General features: G+C 72.3%; 13 protein-coding genes. 11 read left to right on the top strand and 2 right to left on the bottom strand.

The window, feature by feature from the left end; all coding sequences use genetic code 11:
- Positions 1–9: 9 nt before the first annotated feature.
- Positions 10–1128, bottom strand: coding sequence for a phosphoserine transaminase (gene serC, locus ACWGDB_RS08655; RefSeq protein WP_453821756.1), 1119 nt, complete (start codon positions 1126–1128; stop codon positions 10–12).
- Between the two features lie 180 nt (positions 1129–1308).
- Here serC and ACWGDB_RS08660 point away from each other — a divergent pair, with 180 nt between their 5' ends.
- From ACWGDB_RS08660 to ACWGDB_RS08670, 3 genes are all read left to right on the top strand, one after another.
- The gene (locus ACWGDB_RS08660; RefSeq protein WP_453821757.1) at positions 1309–4191 is read left to right on the top strand and encodes an FAD-binding and (Fe-S)-binding domain-containing protein; all 2883 of its coding nucleotides are present in this window, start codon (positions 1309–1311) and stop codon (positions 4189–4191) included.
- A 353-nt stretch (positions 4192–4544) separates the two neighbouring features.
- A complete protein-coding gene (locus ACWGDB_RS08665) occupies positions 4545–5669 on the top strand; it encodes a lipid II:glycine glycyltransferase FemX (protein WP_453821758.1) in 1125 nt (374 codons plus the stop codon).
- A gap of 148 nt (positions 5670–5817) precedes the next feature.
- Positions 5818–6780, top strand: coding sequence for an EamA family transporter (locus ACWGDB_RS08670; protein ID WP_453821759.1), 963 nt, complete (start codon positions 5818–5820; stop codon positions 6778–6780).
- Between the two features lie 848 nt (positions 6781–7628).
- Here the strand turns inward: ACWGDB_RS08670 and ACWGDB_RS08675 are convergent.
- Positions 7629–8612, bottom strand: coding sequence for a hypothetical protein (locus ACWGDB_RS08675; protein WP_453821760.1), 984 nt, complete (start codon positions 8610–8612; stop codon positions 7629–7631).
- Between the two features lie 228 nt (positions 8613–8840).
- On the opposite strand from ACWGDB_RS08675, the gene ACWGDB_RS08680 reads away from it, so the two are divergent.
- The 8 genes from ACWGDB_RS08680 to ACWGDB_RS08715 are packed head-to-tail and all read left to right on the top strand — an operon-like array spanning position 8841 to position 18901.
- Entirely contained in the window at positions 8841–9635 is a 795-nt protein-coding gene (locus ACWGDB_RS08680) for a TIGR03084 family metal-binding protein (RefSeq protein WP_453821761.1), read from the top strand.
- On the top strand, positions 9632–11329 hold the full coding sequence (locus tag ACWGDB_RS08685) for an acyclic terpene utilization AtuA family protein (RefSeq protein WP_453821762.1): 1698 nt from the start codon (positions 9632–9634) through the stop codon (positions 11327–11329). Before ACWGDB_RS08680 ends, ACWGDB_RS08685 begins: the two co-directional genes overlap by 4 nt.
- The gene (locus tag ACWGDB_RS08690; protein ID WP_453821763.1) at positions 11326–12924 is read left to right on the top strand and encodes an acyl-CoA carboxylase subunit beta; all 1599 of its coding nucleotides are present in this window, start codon (positions 11326–11328) and stop codon (positions 12922–12924) included. The genes ACWGDB_RS08685 and ACWGDB_RS08690 overlap by 4 nt, the downstream gene beginning before the upstream one ends.
- 4 nt (positions 12925–12928) lie before the next feature.
- Positions 12929–14770 carry an ATP-binding protein gene (locus tag ACWGDB_RS08695; RefSeq protein WP_453821764.1) on the top strand — a complete coding sequence of 614 codons (1842 nt, stop codon included), beginning with the start codon at positions 12929–12931 and terminating at the stop codon, positions 14768–14770.
- Between the two features lie 42 nt (positions 14771–14812).
- Complete coding sequence (locus tag ACWGDB_RS08700; protein ID WP_453821765.1) at positions 14813–15943, top strand: acyl-CoA dehydrogenase family protein; 1131 nt, start codon at positions 14813–14815, stop codon at positions 15941–15943.
- Between the two features lie 38 nt (positions 15944–15981).
- Positions 15982–17559: a 4-coumarate--CoA ligase family protein gene (locus ACWGDB_RS08705; protein WP_453821766.1), complete on the top strand. Its 1578-nt coding sequence runs from the start codon at positions 15982–15984 to the stop codon at positions 17557–17559.
- Positions 17556–18290, top strand: coding sequence for an enoyl-CoA hydratase family protein (locus ACWGDB_RS08710; RefSeq protein WP_453821767.1), 735 nt, complete (start codon positions 17556–17558; stop codon positions 18288–18290). The genes ACWGDB_RS08705 and ACWGDB_RS08710 overlap by 4 nt, the downstream gene beginning before the upstream one ends.
- Complete coding sequence (locus ACWGDB_RS08715) at positions 18278–18901, top strand: TetR/AcrR family transcriptional regulator (protein ID WP_383626909.1); 624 nt, start codon at positions 18278–18280, stop codon at positions 18899–18901. The genes ACWGDB_RS08710 and ACWGDB_RS08715 overlap by 13 nt, the downstream gene beginning before the upstream one ends.
- The last annotated feature ends 9 nt before the right edge of the window (positions 18902–18910 follow it).

Here is an 18910-nt window from a genome sequence, read left to right on the forward strand (position 1 = left end):
GGAGAACGACTACAGCTTCTCGATGACGTAGTCGACGCACTTCGTCAGGGCCTCGACGTCCGCCGGGTCGATCGCCGGGAACATCGCGACGCGGAGCTGGTTGCGGCCGAGCTTGCGGTAGGGCTCGGTGTCGACGATGCCGTTGGCGCGCAGGACCTTGGCGACGGCTGCGGCGTCGACCTCGTCCGTGAAGTCGATCGTGCCGATGACCGCCGAGCGCTTGGCCGGGTCGGTGACGAACGGGTTGGCGTACTTGATGTCCTCGGCCCAGCCGTACAGGGTGCGGGCGGAGGTGGCGGTGCGGCGGACGGCCCAGTCAAGGCCGCCCTGGCCGTTGATCCACTCCAGCTGCTGGTTGAGCATGAAGAGGGTGGCGAGGGCCGGGGTGTTGTACGTCTGGTTCTTGCGGGAGTTGTCGATCGCCGTGGGCAGCGAGAAGAACTCCGGGATGTGGCGGCCGGAGGCGTGGACGCGCTCTGCGCGCTCGATCGCGGCCGGGGAGAAGACGCCGATCCACAGGCCGCCGTCGGAGGCGAAGGACTTCTGCGGGGCGAAGTAGTAGACGTCCGTCTCGGACACGTCCACCGGGAGGCCGCCGGCGCCGGAGGTGGCGTCGACCAGGACCAGCGAGCCCTCGTCGGCACCCGCCACGCGCTTGATCGGCATGGCGACGCCGGTCGAGGTCTCGTTGTGGGTGAAGGCGTAGACGTCGACGCCCGCCGCGGCGACCGGCTCCGGGTGCGTGCCGGGGTCGGCGGAGATGACGTCCGGCTCGGCGAGCCAGGGAGCGAGCTTGGCGGCCTTGGCGAACTTGGAGCTGAACTCGCCGAAGGTGAGGTGCTGCGACTTGTTCTCGATCAGGCCGTGCGTCGCGATGTCCCAGAAGGCGGTCGAGCCGCCGTTGCCGAGGACGACCTCGTAGCCGTCGGGGAGCTGGAAGAGCTCGCTGATGCCCTCGCGCACCTGGCCGACCAGGTTCTTGACCGGGGCCTGGCGGTGGGAGGTGCCGAGCAGAGAGGTTCCGGTGGCGGCCAGCGCGTCCAGCGCTTCCGTCCGCACCTTGGAGGGGCCCGCGCCGAAACGTCCGTCGGCGGGCTTGATGTCAGCGGGAATCTGGATCTCAGCCACGGGGGGAGCGTAGCTGTTTCGGGAAACCTTGGTGAAACCTCGTCCGTCGGGTGAGACGGCGTTTCAGCGGGCGTCTGACCTGGGGGCTGCCGCCCCCAGACCCCCGCTTCGGCCTGAACGGCCTCGTCCTCAAACGCCGGACGGGCTGGAATGCCGGACGGCGGCTGGTTTGCTGGAGGGATGACGGATCTCGAAGCTGCGCTGCGTATCGTCGTCCGGGGCGAGGTCGGGTTCGATGTCACCTCCCGGGCGTTGACGACCATGGACGCGTCCAACTACCGACGCGTCCCGCTGGGTGTGGTGGCGCCACATGACGCCGACGACGTCGCCGCCGTGCTGGAGGTGTGCCGGGACCACAGGGTGCCGGTCGTGGCACGCGGCGGAGGTACCTCGATCGCGGGACAGGCCACCGGCACCGGTGTCGTGCTGGACTTCACCCGCCACATGAACCGGCTCGTGTCCCTGGACGCGGACACCCGTACCGCCGTCGTCCAGCCCGGCCTCGTCCTCGACCGGCTCCAGGACGCCGCCGCCCCGCACGGGCTCCGCTTCGGCCCCGACCCCTCCACCCACAGCCGCTGCACGCTCGGCGGAATGATCGGCAACAACTCCTGCGGCTCGCACTCGGTGGCATGGGGGACGACGGCGGACAGCGTGCGGGAGCTGGACGTGATCAGCGGGCGTGGGGAGCGGCTGCGGCTCGGGCAGGGGTGGGCCGGCGCGCCGCAGGGGCTGCGGGAGCTGGTGGAGGGGGACCTGACCCGGCTGCGGACCGGCTTCCCCGAACTGCCCCGCCGTATCTCCGGATACGCGCTCGACGCCCTGCTGCCCGAGAAGGGCGCCGACGTCGCCCGTTCCTTCTGCGGGAGCGAGGGCACCCTCGGGATCCTCACCGAGGCGGTCGTACGGCTGGTGGAGGCGCCCCGCGCGCGTGCGCTCTCCGTGCTGGCGTACCCCGACGAGAGCGCCGCCGCGGAAGCGGCCGCCGGGTTGCTGCCGTACGGGCCGCTGACCGTGGAGGGCATGGCGCGGGACCTGGTCCCGGAGTCGGCCTCCGCCGTACTGCCGCGGGGCGGGGCCTGGCTGTTCGTGGAGACGGGCGGCGAGTCGGAGAGCGAGGCACGCGCGCGTGCGGAGGGGATCGTGCGGGCCGCCGATGTCGTCGACGCGGTCGTCGTCACCGATCCGGCCGGGCAGCGGGCCCTGTGGCGCATCCGGGAGGACGCGAGCGGCACGGCGACCCGGATGCCGGACGGCAGGGAGGCCTGGCCCGGCTGGGAGGACTGTGCGGTGCCGCCCGAGCGCCTCGGGGCGTACCTGCGGGACTTCCGCGCGCTGCTGACCGCGCACGGGCTGCACGGCACGCCGTACGGGCACTTCGGGGACGGCTGCATCCACGTCCGTATCGACTTCGACCTGCTGACCGAGGCCGGCGTCGGTCGCTTCCGGCGCTTCTCGGAGGAACTCGCCGAGGTCGTCGTGGCGCACGGGGGCTCACTGTCGGGGGAGCACGGCGACGGGCAGGCACGCGCCGAGCTGCTGCCGAAGATGTACGGGGCGGAGATGGTCGCGCTCTTCGAGCGGGCCAAGGGGGTGTGGGACCCGGATGATCTGCTCAACCCGGGGATGCTGGTGCGCCCCGCCCCCCTCGACTCCAACCTGCGCTTCTCCGTACTGCCGGGCAAGCCCGTGGACGTCGCCTTCGGTTACCCGGCCGACGGCGGGGACTTCTCGGCGGCCGTACGGCGGTGTGTCGGGGTCGCCAAGTGCCGTACGACGTCGGCGACCGGCCCCGCGGTCATGTGCCCGTCCTTCAGGGCCACCGGCGCCGAAGAGCACTCCACGCGCGGGCGCGCCCGGCTGCTGCACGAGATGCTCGCCGGGGAACTGGTGACCGACGGGTGGCGCTCGACGGAGGTGCGGGACGCGCTCGATCTGTGCCTGGCCTGCAAGGGGTGCCGGTCCGACTGTCCGGTCGAGGTCGACATGGCCACGTACAAGGCGGAGTTCCTGCACCACCACTACGAAGGACGGCGCCGCCCCGCCGCGCACCACAGCATGGGGCGGCTGCCCCAGTGGCTGCGCGTCGTGGCACGCACGCGTACCGCGGCGCCGGTCAACGCCCTGGCCGCCGTACGGCCGTTGGCGTGGGTGGCGAAACGGCTCGGCGGGATCGCTCCCGAGCGGGGGATTCCGCGGCTGGCGGCGCGGACGTTCAGCCGGTGGTGGGAACGGCGGGAGAAGCCTCACGCCGGCTCGGACGGCGACCTGGTCATCCTGTGGCCGGACACCTTCACCGAGCACCTCGCGCCGTCCGTGGGCCGGTCGGCCGTACGCGTGCTGGAGGCGGCCGGGCTGCGGGTGGCGCTGCCGCCGACGGTACGGCTGCGGACGCCGCCCGGGAGCGGCGGTGCGGAGGTGACCGTGGCGCTGGATCCGGTGTCCCTCCTACGGGGCCGGGAGCGGGTCTGCTGCGGGTTGACGTACCTCTCGACCGGGCAGCTCGACCGCGCCCGCGCGGTGCTGCGGCGCACGCTCGACCTCATGGAGCCGGTGCTGACGACGGACGCCCCGGTCGTGGTCCTCGAACCCAGCTGTGCCGCCGCCCTGCGCGCGGACCTCCCGGAGCTCCTCCACGACGACCCACGGGCCCGCCTCCTCGCCGACCGCGTCCTGACCTTCGCGGAGACGCTGGAGCGCCATGCTCCCGACTGGACGCCGCCCCGCGTGGACCGGCCGGCGGTCGGACAGACGCACTGCCATCAGCACGCGGTCCTGGGCGACGCGGCCGACCGCCGGCTGCGCGAGGCCGCCGGGCTCGCCGGGGACCTGAGCGGCGGCTGCTGCGGACTCGCGGGCAACTTCGGCTTCGAGAAGGGGCACTTCGACGTGTCGGTGGCGTGTGCGGAGGAGCGCTTGCTGCCGGCCGTGCGGGGAGCGGGGGAGGACGCCGTGGTGCTGGCGGACGGGTTCTCCTGCCGGACGCAGTTGGAGCAGCTGGCGGGTGTGCCGGGGCGGCATCTGGCGGAGGTGCTGGCGGAGAGGTTGGACGCGGACGGGTGACCCGGCGGGAGTGAGTCCGCTCGGGCCCGTGGGCGGCGGGTGCTCTCCGGCCGGGGGCGGTGCTCCTGGTAGGTCGGCGTCCTGGGCTGGAGGCGGGAGCCTGAGGGCTCGTCCGGGTCGGTGTGCGTGCTGGGCGTGGGGGCGGGGGCGGGTGTTCCGGGGAGTTGGGTGCGCTCCGGCCGGGACCGCGGGTGCTCTCCGGCCGGGGGCGGTGGTGCCGGTAGGTCGGCCTCCTGGGCTGGACGCGGGAGTGTGGCGGCCCGCACGTGCCGCGCCGCGCTGGGCGCGCGGGGCCGGGGACGGCTGCATACGCTGGCCGGACACCGATACTGCCGCCCACAGGGAGCCCGGACATGGCCCTCCGCGTTCAGTCCATCTCCCGCGACGACCATCTCGCGTTCGTCGCGGCCCGCCCGTCCGCGAGCCATATGCAGGTCCCGTCCTGGGGAGATGTGAAGCCGGACTGGCGGGCGGAGAGCCTGGGATGGTTCGACGAGGAGGGACGGCAGGTGGGGGCCGGGCTCGTGCTCTACCGCCCGCTGCCGAAGCTGAGGAAGTACCTCGCCTACCTCCCCGAGGGCCCGCTCGTCGACTGGTACGCCCCCGACCTGTGCGAGCGCTGGCTCGAACCGCTGCTCGCCCACCTCAAGCGGCAGGGCGCCTTCTCGGTCAAGATGGGCCCGCCCGTCGTCGTGCGCCGCTGGACCACCGAGGCGGTGAAGGCGGCCATCGCCGACCCGGCCGCCGTGCGGCTGCGCGACGCGGAGCCGACGTCGTACGAACAGGACGCCCTCGACATCGCCGAACGGCTGCGGCGGTCCGGCTGGCGGCAGACCGAGCCGGGCGGTGAGGAGGGCTTCGCGGCCGGGCAGCCGCGGTACGTGTGCCAGGTGCCGTTCGCCGGGCGGTCGTTGGACGACCTCCACCGCGGCCTCAACCAGCAGTGGCGGCGCAACATCAAGAAGGCCGAGAAGGCCGGGGTGAAGGTCGTGCGCGGCGGCTACGAGGACCTGCCCGCCTTCTACGAGCTCTACGCCGAGACCGCCGAGCGCGACCGTTTCATCCCGCGCCCCCTGCCCTACTTCCAGCGCATGTGGACCGCGCTCACCGCCGAGCACCCCGACCGGATGCGGCTCTACCTCGCCCATCACGACGGCGACACCCTCGCCGCCGCCACCATGCTCACCGTCGGCGACCACATCTGGTACTCCTACGGCGCCTCCACCAGCCACAAGCGCGAGGTCCAGCCCAACAACGCCATGCAGTGGCGCATGATGTCCGACGCCCACGAGCTCGGCGCCGCCGTCTACGACTTCCGCGGCATCACGGACACCCTGGAGGAGTCCAACCATCTGCTGGGTCTGCTGCGGTTCAAGGTGGGGGCGGGCGGTGAGGCCGTCGAGTACCTGGGGGAGTGGGACTTCCCGCTCAACCGGCTGCTGCACAAGGCGCTGGATCTGTACATGGCCCGGCGGTAGCTCGCGCGGGGTCGGCGGAGCCAGCCCGTCCACACTCTGGGACAGTGGCATAACAGGTTCACACACCTGACGATGTCCACTACCTTGGACTGGACAGTACAGCCCGCTGAACAGAACCCAGCCCCCCGAGCAGAGCACTGGAACGCCCGTGAGTACCCCTGATGCCGCAGCCGTCGCCGCCGCAGCCGCCACGTCCTCGCCGACCCGCGGCCGGGCCGTCCCCGAGCCGACGGCCGGCGGCCCGCGCCGCTGGGGCTCCTTCGGGCCCGTCGGGCTGGTGCTCGCCGGCGGGATCTCCGTGCAGTTCGGCGGCGCCCTGGCGGTGAGCCTGATGCCGCGGGCCGGGGCGCTCGGTGTGGTGGCGCTGCGGCTGCTGGTCGCGGCGGTCGTCCTGCTGCTGATCTGCCGCCCACGGCTGCGCGGCCACTCCCGCACGGACTGGGGCACGGTGGTGGTCTTCGGCATCACGATGGCCGCGATGAACGGCCTCTTCTACCAGTCGGTCGCCCGCATCCCGCTGGGCCCCGCGGTCACCCTCGAGGTGCTCGGCCCGCTCGCCCTGTCCGTGCTGTCCTCGCGCCGGGCGGTCAACGTCGTCTGGGCCGCACTCGCCCTCGCCGGGGTCTTCCTCCTCGGCGGCGGAGGCTTCGGCAGCCTCGATCCCGTAGGTGTCGCCTTTGCCCTGGCTGCGGGCGCCATGTGGGCGGCCTACATCATCTTCAGCGCCCGCACGGGCCGACGCTTCCCCCAGGCCGACGGCCTGGCGCTGGCGATGGCGGTGGGAGCCGTACTGTTCCTCCCCCTGGGCCTCGCCGAATCGGGCACGAAGCTCCTCGATCCCGTGACCATCGGCCTGGGCGCAGCCGTGGCGATCCTCTCCTCGGTCCTCCCCTACACCCTCGAACTCCTCGCCCTGCGCCGCCTCCCCGCAGCGACCTTCGCCATCCTGATGAGCCTGGAACCGGCCGTCGCCGCCGCCGCCGGCTTCCTCATCCTCAACCAGTCCCTCTCCGCCCTGCAGGCCCTGGCCATCGCCCTGGTCATCGCGGCAAGCATGGGCGCGGTACGGACGCAGGTGCGGCGAGGGAAAGCACCGGCGGAGAAGGTCTAGACGGGGTCGCGACGCGTCGGCCCTTCACCTTCCGGGCCCGCTTGAGGCTGGCCGTCACGTCTGCCCCTGGCCTCGACGCATCGGCAGTCCCCGACGGCCGTGCCTGAGAGGGGGCGGGGTGCATGGGTGTGGTGCGGGCGCTGGCGCGGCTGGGGAAGGCAGCGGCGACGAAGGGCCACACGTCGGCCGTTCGTGGCCCGGGCCCGCTTGAGGCTTGGCCGTCATGTCTGTCCTTGGCCTCGGCGCATCAGCAGTCCCGACGACTGTGGCTGAGAGGGGACGGCGCGCATGGGTGGGGTGCGGGCGCTGGCGCGGCTGGGGAGGGCTTCGGCGGAGAAGGGCTACACGGCGGCCGTTCGTCGTCCGGGCCGGCTTGCGGCCCCGTCGTCACGCCGGGTTGTGGCCGTGGCGCATCGGCGGTCCCTGCAGCCGATGCCGTGTTGGGTGCGCGGTTGGTGCAGTTCCCGTATGCCGGTGGCCGTCGCTGGGGTGGGGCGGGGTGCACGGGTGCGGTCCGGGTGGCGGTGCGGTGGGGGAGGGTGCCCCGGCGGAGAAGGGTGGGGCGGGGTCGCGACCCCGTGACCCTCAGCCGTCCGGGCCGGCTGGCGGCCCCGTCGTCACGCCGGGTCGTGGCCGTGGCGCATCGGTGGTCCCTGCAGCCGATGCCGTGTTGGGTGCGCGGTCGGTGCAGTTCCCGTATGCCGGTGGCCGTCGCTGGGGTGGGGCGGGGTGCATGGGCGCCGTGCGGGCGCCAGCGTGGTGAGGGAAGTGCCCCCGGGAGAGAAGGGTTTAGGCGGGGTCGCGGCTCGGCGCCCCTCGGTCCCCCGGGCCGGCTTGCGGCCCGACCGTCACGCCGGGTCCTGGCCCTGGCGCATCAGCAGTCCCTGCAGGCCGATGCCGTGCCGGGTGCGCAGTCGGTGGAGTTCCCACAGGCCCACCGCCGTCACCGAGACGGGGGCGCCCAGCATGAACGCGATCCGGACGGCTACCGGCACGCCCGTGTAGGCGCCCGTGAAGAGGTCGATCAGGGCCATCTCCCAGACCAGCGTCATGGCCAGCAGCGGCGGCATCGTCTCGTGGATGTCGGCGGTGCGGAACACGTGGAGGAGGGCCAGGCCGATGCCCGCGATGACGAAGGGCAGCACCCACACGAAGGTGAGCAGGATGCCGGTGTAGGTGAGGACGGTCATCACCAGGTTGGTCGCGAAACGGCCCTCGACGAAGCCCGTGAGCACGGAGGCCGGGAACACGAACACCGCGGCCACGAGGGCGACCATCGCGCCGAAGCACTTCGCCGCCCGACGCAGCAGCTCCCGCCGGGCCGAGGCGGCGGCCAGGGCGAGCAGGACACCCACGACGACCGGGAAGGTCACGCAGAGCACCAGAACGCTGATCCAGGACTGGTTCAGACGGTCGCTCGCGACGTTGCCCACCGAGTCGGCGACCCGGACCGAGTCGGCGATCTTGTAGGTGACCGACATCCACACCACCGCGGCCAGTCCCACCAAGGTGCGGATCCGCTGCATGCGGGCCACGACCGGATCCTGGACGATGCCCGGCCTGGACGGCTTGAACACCCTGCGCGCGACGGGGACGGGACCGATCCGCCGCCACAGCCGCGTGAGGGGCCCGGGCGGGGCGGTCGGCAGGTACGGATACGGCGGATACGGGTACGGCGCGTGGGGCTGCGGCGGGTACGGGTACGGCGCGTTGGGCTGCGGAGCGTAAGGGTGCGGGACGTGGGGCGGATACCCTCCGGCCGGCGGCGGCGGGGGCGGCTGCCGGCCCTGTGGGTTGAAGGGTGGCTGCCCGCCCGGATTCCAGTTGCTCATACTTGTGATTCCCCCGAGGTGTGAGCGATGCGTTGCTGAAGCAACACGCGCGACGGCCGAGTGTATTGATCGCACACCGCACGGACACCCTTCCCCCGGTGAACACTTCTCAATTAATGCAAGCATGCTTGCTTGTTTTCGTGAGCGCTGCCATGCTCCTCACCACGCCGCACCACGCACACCGCCGCACCACCCACGCACACCGCCGTGCCCCGAGGGGAGCGCCCCGTGTCCGATCCGACGCCCGTGTTCGACGATCTGCGCGAGGAGAGCGAGGAACTCGACCGGCTGGTAGCCGAGTTGCGCCCCGAGCAGTGGGCGCTCGCGACTCCGGCGCCCGGCTGGAGCGTCGCCCACCAGATCGCGCACCTCGCCTGGACGGACCACTCGGCACTGCTGGCCGTGACCGACGTGGACGCGTTCCACACGCTGGTGGAGAAGGCGCTGGTGACGCCGGGGTCGTTCGTCGACGAAGGCGCGGACGAGGGCGCCGCGCTGCCGCCCGCCGAGCTGCTGGCGCGCTGGCGGGAAGGGCGGGCCGCCCTCGACACGGCGCTGCGCGAGGCACCGCACGGCACCAAATTCCCCTGGTACGGCCCTCCTATGTCCGCCGCCTCCATGGCCACAGCCCGGCTCATGGAGACCTGGGCCCACGGTCTGGATGTCGCCGAAGCGCTGGGTGTGGTGCGTACCCCCACCGACCGGCTCAGACATGTGGTGTGGATCGGGGTACGGACCCGCGACTTCGCCTTCGGCGTGCACGGGCTCCCGGCGCCTCCCGACCCCTTCCGTGTCGAACTCCTCGCGCCCTCCGGTGCGGTGTGGGCATACGGCCCCGAAGACGCTTCGCAGCGCGTCACCGGCCCCGCCCTCGACTTCTGCCTCCTGGTCACCCAGCGCGCCCACCGCCGCGACCTCGACCTGCGCGCCGAAGGCCCCGACGCCGACCGCTGGTTCGACATCGCCCAGGTCTTCGCGGGTCCGCCCGGCGCGGGCCGCGCACCCAAGGGGGCGGCCCAGTGACCTCGCCACCGGCCGGGCCGGTCCTGCGCATCGGCAACGCCTCCGGCTTCTACGGCGACCGCTTCGACGCCATGCGCGAGATGCTCACCGGCGGCGAACTGGACGTCCTCACCGGCGACTACCTCGCCGAACTGACCATGCTGATCCTCGGCCGGGACCGGCTGAAGGACCCCGGCGCCGGATACGCCCGCACCTTCCTGCGCCAGCTGGAGGAGTGCCTGGGGCTCGCGCACGAGCGGGGCGTCCGGATCGTCGCCAACGCGGGCGGGCTCAATCCGGCCGGACTCGCCGACGCCGTGAGGAAGTTGGCCGGCCGGCTCGGCATCCCCGTACGCGTCGCCCATGTCGAGGGAGACGACCTCAGGGACCGGTATCCGGACAGCCTCGCCGCCCACGCCTACCTCGGGGGCTTCGGCATCGCGGCCTGTCTTGGCGAGGGCGCCGACGTGGTGGTGACCGGGCGGGTGACGGACGCGGCCCTGGTCACCGGGCCCGCGGTCGCCCGCTTCGGGTGGGGCCCCGGCGACCACGACCGGCTCGCGGGTGCCGTCGTCGCCGGACATGTGCTGGAGTGCGGGGCGCAGGCGACCGGCGGCAACTACGCCTTCTTCGACGAGGCCGGCGCCACCCGCCCCGGCTTCCCGCTCGCCGAGCTCCACGAGGACGGCAGCTGCGTCATCACCAAGCATCCCGGCACCGGCGGCCTCGTGGACGTCGGCACGGTGACGGCCCAGCTGCTGTACGAGACGGGCGGCGCCCGGTACGCGGGACCGGACGTCACCGCCCGGCTGGACACCGTACGCCTCACCCAGGACGGCCCCGACCGCGTCCGTATAGACGGCGTACGGGGTGAGGCCCCGCCCCCGACCCTCAAGGTCGGCCTCAATCGCCTCGGCGGCTTCCGCAGCGAGGTCGTCTTCGTGCTGACCGGACTGGAGATCGAGGCGAAGGCCGCTCTTGTGCGGCGGCAGATGAGCGAGGCGTTCGCCAAGTCACGTCCCGCCGACGTCCGTTGGGAGCTCGTCCGCACCGACCGGCCCGACGCCTCGACCGAGGAGACCGCGAGCGCGCTGCTCCGGCTGGTCGTCCGGGACCAGGACCAGGAGAAGGTCGGCCGGGTGCTGAGCGGAGCCGCCGTGGAACTGGCGCTCGCCAGCTACCCCGGCTTCCATGTGCTGTCGCCACCGGGAAAGGGCACCCCGTATGGGGTCTTCGAGGATGTGTACGTCCCCCATGGCGGCGTCGACCATGTGGCCGTCCTCCACGACGGCCGCCGTATCCCCGTGCCGCCGGCCCACGACACCCTCGTACTGGAGGAAGCGCCGCAACCACCGCTGCCCGAGACGCCACTTGCCGCGGAGCCGACCCGTCGCGCCCCGCTCGGCCTCGTCGCCGGCGCCCGGAGCGGCGACAAGGGCGGGAACGCCAACATCGGTGTGTGGGTGCGGACGGACGACGCCTGGCGCTGGCTCGCGCACGAGCTCACGGTCGAGCGGTTCCAGGAGCTCGTTCCCGAGAGCCGTGAGCTGAAGGTCACCCGGCACACGCTCCCCAACCTCCGCGCCCTCAACTTCGTCGTCGAGGGCATCCTCGGCGAGGGCGTCGCCGCCCAGCACCGCTTCGACCCGCAGGCCAAGGCCCTCGGCGAATGGCTGCGCTCCCGTCACCTGGACATCCCGGAGAGTCTGCTGTGACCGTCCTGCCCTCCACCCTGGACACCAACGGCCCCGACCACCGGGCCCACCGCGAGACCATGCTCGCCAAGCTCGCCGACCTCGAAACCGAACACGCCAAGGCCCTCGCCGGCGGCGGCCCCAAGTACGTCGAGCGGCATCGGGGGCGCGGCAAGCTGCTCGCCCGCGAGCGCATCGAGCTGCTCCTCGACCCCGACACGCCCTTCCTGGAGCTGTCCCCGCTGGCCGCCTGGGGCAGCGACTACGCCGTCGGCGCCTCCCTCGTCACCGGCATCGGCACCGTCGAGGGCGTGGAGTGCCTGATCACCGCCAACGACCCGACCGTGCGCGGCGGGGCGAGCAATCCCTGGTCGCTGAAGAAGGCCCTACGGGCGAACGACATCGCCCTCGCCAACCGGCTGCCCGTGGTCAACCTCGTCGAGTCGGGCGGCGCCGACCTGCCGTCCCAGAAGGAGATCTTCATCCCCGGAGGCGCCATCTTCCGGGACCTGACGAGGCTGTCGGCGGCCGGGATCCCCACCGTCGCGGTCGTCTTCGGCAACTCGACGGCGGGCGGCGCGTACGTCCCCGGCATGTCCGACCACGTGATCATGGTCAAGGAACGCGCCAAGGTGTTCCTCGGCGGCCCGCCCCTGGTGAAGATGGCGACCGGCGAGGAGAGCGACGACGAGTCGCTGGGCGGCGCGGAGATGCACGCGCGCGTGTCGGGCCTCGCGGACTACTTCGCAGTCGACGAACCGGACGCGCTGAGGCAGGCGCGACGCGTGGTCGCCCGGCTCAATCACCGCAAGGCGTACGGCGATCCGGGCCCCGCCGAACCACCCAAGTACTCGGCCGACGAACTCCTCGGCATCGTCCCCGGCGACCTCAAGACCCCCTTCGACCCGCGCGAGGTCATCGCCCGGATCGTCGACGCCTCCGACTTCGACGAGTTCAAGCCGATGTACGGCACGAGCCTGACCACCGGCTGGGCGGCCCTGCACGGCTATCCGATCGGCGTGCTGGCGAACGCCCAGGGGGTCCTGTTCAGCGAGGAGTCCCAGAAGGCGGCCCAGTTCATCCAACTGGCCAACCAGCGCGACATCCCTCTTCTCTTCCTGCACAACACCACCGGCTACATGGTGGGCAGCCAGTACGAGCAGGGCGGCATCATCAAGCACGGCGCGATGATGATCAACGCGGTCAGCAACAGCCGCGTGCCCCATCTCTCCGTCCTCATGGGCGCGTCCTACGGTGCCGGCCACTACGGCATGTGCGGCCGCGCCTACGACCCCCGCTTCCTGTTCGCCTGGCCCAGCGCCAAGTCGGCCGTCATGGGCCCCCAGCAGCTCGCCGGCGTGCTGTCGATCGTCGCCCGGCAGTCCGCGGCCGCCAAGGGGCAGCCGTACGACGAGGAGGGGGACGCCGCGCTGCGCGCCATGGTGGAGCAGCAGATCGAGTCGGAGTCGCTGCCGATGTTCCTGTCGGGACGGCTGTACGACGACGGCGTCATCGATCCGCGCGACACCCGCACCGTCCTCGGTATGTGCCTGTCCGCCATCCACACGGCCCCCTACGAGGGCGCACGCGGTGGCTTCGGCGTCTTCCGGATGTGAGGCAATGATTACTTCTGTTCTGGTGGCGAACCGGGGCGAGATCGCCTGCCGCGTCTTCCGCAGCTGCCGCGAGTCGGGAATCCGGACGGTGGCCGTGTACTCGGACGCCGACGCGAACGCCCTCCACGCGCGCATGGCCGACACGGCCGTACGGCTGCCGGGAGCGGCGCCGGCCGACACGTATCTGGACGCCGGACTGATCGTGAAGGCGGCCGTGGCGTCCGGCGCGGACGCCGTGCACCCCGGCTACGGCTTCCTCTCCGAGAACGCCGGCTTCGCACGCGCCGTCCTCGACGCGGGACTGGTCTGGATCGGCCCGCCGCCGGAGGCCATCGAGGCGATGGCGTCCAAGACGCGGGCGAAGGAGCTGATGGGGCTGGCCCCCCTGGGGGAGGTCACCGAGGCCGATCTCCCCGTCCTGGTGAAGGCGGCCGCGGGCGGCGGAGGGCGCGGCATGCGGATCGTGCGCCGCCTGGAGGACCTGAGCGCCGCCCTGGAGAGCGCTCGCTCCGAGGCCGCGAGCGCCTTCGGTGACGGTGAGGTCTTCGTCGAGCCGTACGTCGAGAACGGCCGTCACGTCGAGGTCCAGGTCCTCGCCGACACCCACGGCACGGTCTGGGCCCTCGGCACCCGGGACTGCTCCCTGCAGCGCCGCCACCAGAAGGTGATCGAGGAGTCCCCGGCGCCCGGACTGTCCGCGCAGCTCACCGACGAACTGCACGCGCTGGCCGTACGCGCCGCCCGCGCGGTCGACTACGTCGGCGCCGGCACGGTCGAGTTCCTGGTGGCCGGCGACAAGGCCCACTTCCTGGAGATGAACACCCGCCTCCAGGTCGAGCATCCCGTGACGGAAGCCGTCTTCGGCATCGACCTGGTCGCCGAACAGGTCCGCGTCGCCGAAGGCCACGCCCTCGCCGACGACCCGCCCCGCGCGCGTGGCCACGCCGTCGAAGCCCGCCTCTACGCCGAGGACCCGGCCCGCGACTGGGCCCCGCAGACCGGCACCCTGCACCGGTTCGCCGTACCCGGCAGCGTCCGGCTGGACACCGGCTTCACCGACGGCGACGACATCGGCGTCCACTACGACCCCATGCTCGCCAAGCTCGTCGCCCACGCACCCACGCGCGCGGAGGCGGTCCGCAAGCTCGCCGGCGCTCTGGACCGGGCGACGCTGCACGGCCCGGTCACCAACCGGGACCTCCTCGTACGCTCCCTGCGCCACGAGGAGTTCACGTCCGCCCGCATGGACACCGGCTTCTACGACCGCCACCTCACCGACCTCACCGAGCCGGCCCCCGACCCGCACGCCGCCCTGGCCGCCGCCCTCGCCGACGCCCACGGCCGCTCCCGCTTCGGCGGCTGGCGCAACGTGCCCTCACGGCCGCAGACCAAGCGCTACGAGGCGGCCGGCGAGGAGATCGAGGTCCACTACCGCCACACCCGCGCGGGCCTGGAGGCGGACGGGGTGCGCGTCGTACACGCCGACGCCGCCCTGGTCGTACTCGAAGTGGACGGCGTACGCAGGAACTTCGAAGTCGCCCGGTACGGCGACGAGATCCACGTCAACGCCACCCGCCTCACCGCCCTGCCCCGCTTCCCCGACCCGACGGCCCAGCACGCACCCGGTTCCCTCCTGGCGCCGATGCCGGGAACGGTCGTACGCGTCGCCGACGGCCTGACCGAGGGGACGGCCGTGGAGGCCGGACAGCCTCTGCTGTGGCTGGAGGCGATGAAGATGGAACACAAGATCACCGCGCCGGCCACAGGCACGCTGAGCGCCTTGCATGTAGTACCCGGCCAGCAGGTAACGGTCGGCTCATTGCTGGCGGTAGTGCAAGAAACCTAGGGGCGCGGGGAACTGCGCGATCAGCCACGACGAAGGAGTCACATGGCCACGATCGAAACCGAGGAACACAAGGCCCTCCGATCGGCGGTAGCCGCCCTCGGCAAACGCCACGGCCGCACCTACGACCGAGAACAGCTCTGGTCCGAAGCAGCCAAGCTCGGCTACCTCGGCGTCAACCTGCCGGAGGCACACGGCGGCGGAGGCGGCGGCATCGCCGAACTCTCCATCGTCCTCGAAGAACTGGGCGCCGCGGGATGCCCCTTGCTGATGATGGTCGTGTCGCCCGCCATCTGCGGCACGGTCATCGCCCGCTTCGGCACGGAAGCCCAAAAACAGGAGTGGCTCCCCGGCCTCGCCGACGGCACCCGCACCATGGCCTTCGGCATCACCGAGCCGGACGCCGGCTCCAACAGCCACCGCATCACGACCACGGCCCACCGCGACGGCGCCGACTGGCTCCTCACCGGCCGCAAGGTCTTCATCTCCGGCGTCGACATCGCGGACGCGACCCTCATCGTCGGCCGCACCGAGGACGCCCGCACCGGCAACCTCAAGCCCTGCCTGTTCATCGTCCCGCGCGACGCCGAAGGCTTCACACGCCGACAGATCGACATGGAACTCAACGCCGCGGAGAAGCAGTTCGAGCTGACCCTCGACGACGTAAGGCTCCCCGCCGACGCCCTGGTCGGCGACGAGGACGCGGGCCTGCTCCAGCTCTTCGCCGGCCTCAACCCCGAACGCATCATGACGGCCGCCTTCGCGATCGGCATGGGCCGGTACGCCCTCGCGCGTGCCGTCGAGTACGCGCGCGACCGCACCGTCTGGAAGGCCCCCATCGGTGCCCACCAGGCCATCGCGCACCCCCTCGCCCAGGCACACATCGACCTCGAACTGGCCCGCCTGATGATGCAGAAGGCGGCTTACCTGTACGACGCGGGCGACGACGTCGGCGCGGGCGAGGCCGCCAACATGGCCAAGTACGCGGCCGGGGAGGCCTGCGTGAAGGCCGTCGACCAGGCCGTGCACACCCTCGGCGGAAACGGGCTCACCCGCGAATTCGGCCTCGCCTCGTTGATAACCGCGGCGCGCGTGTCTCGTATTGCTCCGGTGAGCCGGGAGATGATTCTCAACTACGTCTCCCACCAGACCCTGGGCCTGCCCAAGTCGTACTGACGGGGCACCCTGTCGGCACCGTGTCGCGAGGAGGAACCGTGTTCCGCAGCGAGTACGCAGACGTCCCGGCCGTAGCACTCCCCATCCACGATTTCGTACTGGGCCGGGCGGCCGAGTTCGGTGACGCACCCGCGCTCATCGACGGCACGGACGGCACCACCCTCACGTACGGGCAACTCGACCGCTTCCACCGGCGCGTGGCCGCCGGCCTGGCCGAGGCGGGCGTCCGCAAGGGCGATGTCCTCGCCCTGCACAGCCCCAACACGGTCGCCTTCCCGACCGCGTTCTACGCCGCCACGCGCGCGGGTGCCTCCGTCACGACCGTGCACCCGCTCGCCACGCCCGAGGAGTTCGCCAAGCAGCTGAAGGACTCGGCGGCCCGCTGGATCGTCACCGTCTCACCGCTGCTGGAGACGGCACGCCGGGCCGCCGAACTCGCGGGCGGCGTGCAGGAGATCTTCGTGTGCGACAGCGCGCCCGGACACCGGTCGCTCATCGACATGCTGGCGTCCGCCGCGCCCGAACCGCAGGTCGACGTCGACCCGGCGGAGGACGTCGCGGCCCTGCCGTACTCCTCCGGCACCACCGGCATCCCCAAGGGCGTGATGCTCACGCACCGCCAGATCGCCACCAACCTCGCCCAGCTCGAACCCGCCATATCCGCCGGCCCCGGCGACCGCATCCTCGCCGTGCTGCCCTTCTTCCACATCTACGGCCTGACCGCCCTGATGAACGCGCCCCTGAGGCTGGGCGCGACGGTCGTCGTGCTGCCCCGCTTCGACCTGGAGACCTTCCTCGCAGCCATCCAGAACCACCGCATCACCGGCCTGTACGTGGCCCCGCCCATCGTGCTGGCCCTCGCCAAGCACCCCCTGGTCGCGAGTTACGACCTGTCGTCGCTGAAGTACATCGTCAGCGCCGCCGCACCCCTGGACGCGAAGCTCGCGGCCGCCTGCTCGCAGCGTCTCGGCCTGCCGCCGGTCGGCCAGGCGTACGGCATGACGGAACTGTCCCCCGGCACCCACGTCGTCCCCCTGGCCGCCATGCACGACGCGCCCGCCGGAACCGTCGGCAAGCTCATCGCCGGCACCGAGATGCGCATCGTCTCCCTCGACGACCCCGACAAGGACCTCGGCGCCGGCGAGTCCGGCGAGATCCTCATCCGCGGCCCCCAGGTCATGAAGGGCTACCTCGGCCGCCCCGACGCCACCGCCGCGATGATCGACACCGACGGCTGGCTGCACACCGGCGACGTGGGCCACGCGGACGAGAACGGCTGGCTGTTCGTCGTGGACCGCGTCAAGGAACTCATCAAGTACAAGGGCTTCCAGGTGGCCCCCGCCGAACTGGAGGCCCTCCTGCTCACCCACCCCGGCATCGCCGACGCGGCGGTCATCGGCGTCTACAACGACGACGGCAACGAGGTCCCGCGCGCGTACGTCGTCCGCCAGCCGACCGCCACCGACCTCTCCGAAGGGGAGGTCATGATGTACGTCGCCGAACAGGTCGCCCCCTACAAGCGCGTCCGCCAGGTCACCTTCATAGACGGCGTCCCGAGGGCCGCCTCCGGCAAGATCCTGCGCCGCGAACTGCGGGCACTCAGGGAGGACATGTGACGCTGATCGTCCGTACACGCGCGCGGGGCGTCGAGACCCTCACCCTCGACTCCCCGCACAACCGCAACGCGCTCTCGGCGGCCCTCGTGGGCGAGCTGACCGACGCGCTGACGGACTGCGCCAAGGACGCCGACGTACGCGCGATCGTCCTCACCCACACCGGCAACACGTTCAGCGCGGGAGCGGACCTGCGCGACCCGCCGCCGCCGGACGGGCTGGTGGCGCTGCTGAGGCAGATCGTCGAACTGCCCAAACCCGTCGTCGCCCGTGTCACCGGCCACGTCCGCGCGGGCGGCCTGGGCCTGCTGGCGGCCTGCGACATCTCGGCCGCCTCCGCGCAGGCCACCTTCGCCTTCACGGAGGTCCACATCGGCGTCGCCCCCGCGGTGATCTCGCTGCCCCTCCTGCCCCGCACGGACCCCCGCGCCCTGGCCCGCTACTACCTCACCGGCGAACGCTTCACGGCGCCGGAGGCGGCCCGCATCGGCCTCCTGACCACGGCGGGCGAGGACGTCGACGAGGCACTGACCCCCCTCCTGGACGGGCTGCGCCGGGCCTCCCCCCAGGCCCTGGCCGAGACGAAAGCGCTGCTCACGGCTAAGGTGCTGGAAGCCTTCGACCGGGACGCGGCGGACCTCACCGCGCTCTCGGCCCGGCTGTTCTCCTCCGCCCAGGCCCGTGAGGGGATGACGGCCTTCCTCGAAAGACGGGATCCCGCATGGGTGGTGTGACCACAGTCGGCGACCGCGCGGACCGCGCCGACCGCGTTCCGAAGCAGGACCGCAGCCGCGCCACCCGGCAACGTCTCCTGGAAGCCGCCGTGGCCTGCCTCGCCGAACACGGCTGGGCGGGCTCCACGGTCTCCGTCGTCGCCGAACGCGCGGGTGTCTCCCGGGGCGCCGCCCAGCACCACTTCCCGACCCGCGAGGACCTCTTCACGGCGGCGGTCGAGTACGTCGCCGAGGAACGCTCGACGGCCCTGCGCGCCCTGTTCCCGCAGGGCGCGGCGGGCGACCGGCGCGCGGTCGTCTCCGCCCTCGTGGACCTCTACACGGGCCCCTTGTTCCGCGCGGCCCTGCACCTGTGGGTGGCCGCCTCCAACGAGGATCAGCTACGGCCGCGGGTCACGGAGCTGGAGGCCCGAGTCGGCCGCGAGACCCATCGGATAGCCGTTGACCTGCTGGGCGCGGACGAAGCCCGCCCCGGCGTACGGGAGACCGTCCAGGGCCTCCTCGACATGGCCCGCGGCCTGGGCCTCGCCAACCTCCTCACCGACGACGCGGCCCGCCGCGACCGCGTGGTGACGCAGTGGGCGGTGCTGCTGGAGGAGGCGCTGGGCTGAGGCGCCCCG

The organism is Streptomyces sp. NPDC055013 (assembly GCF_053608645.1).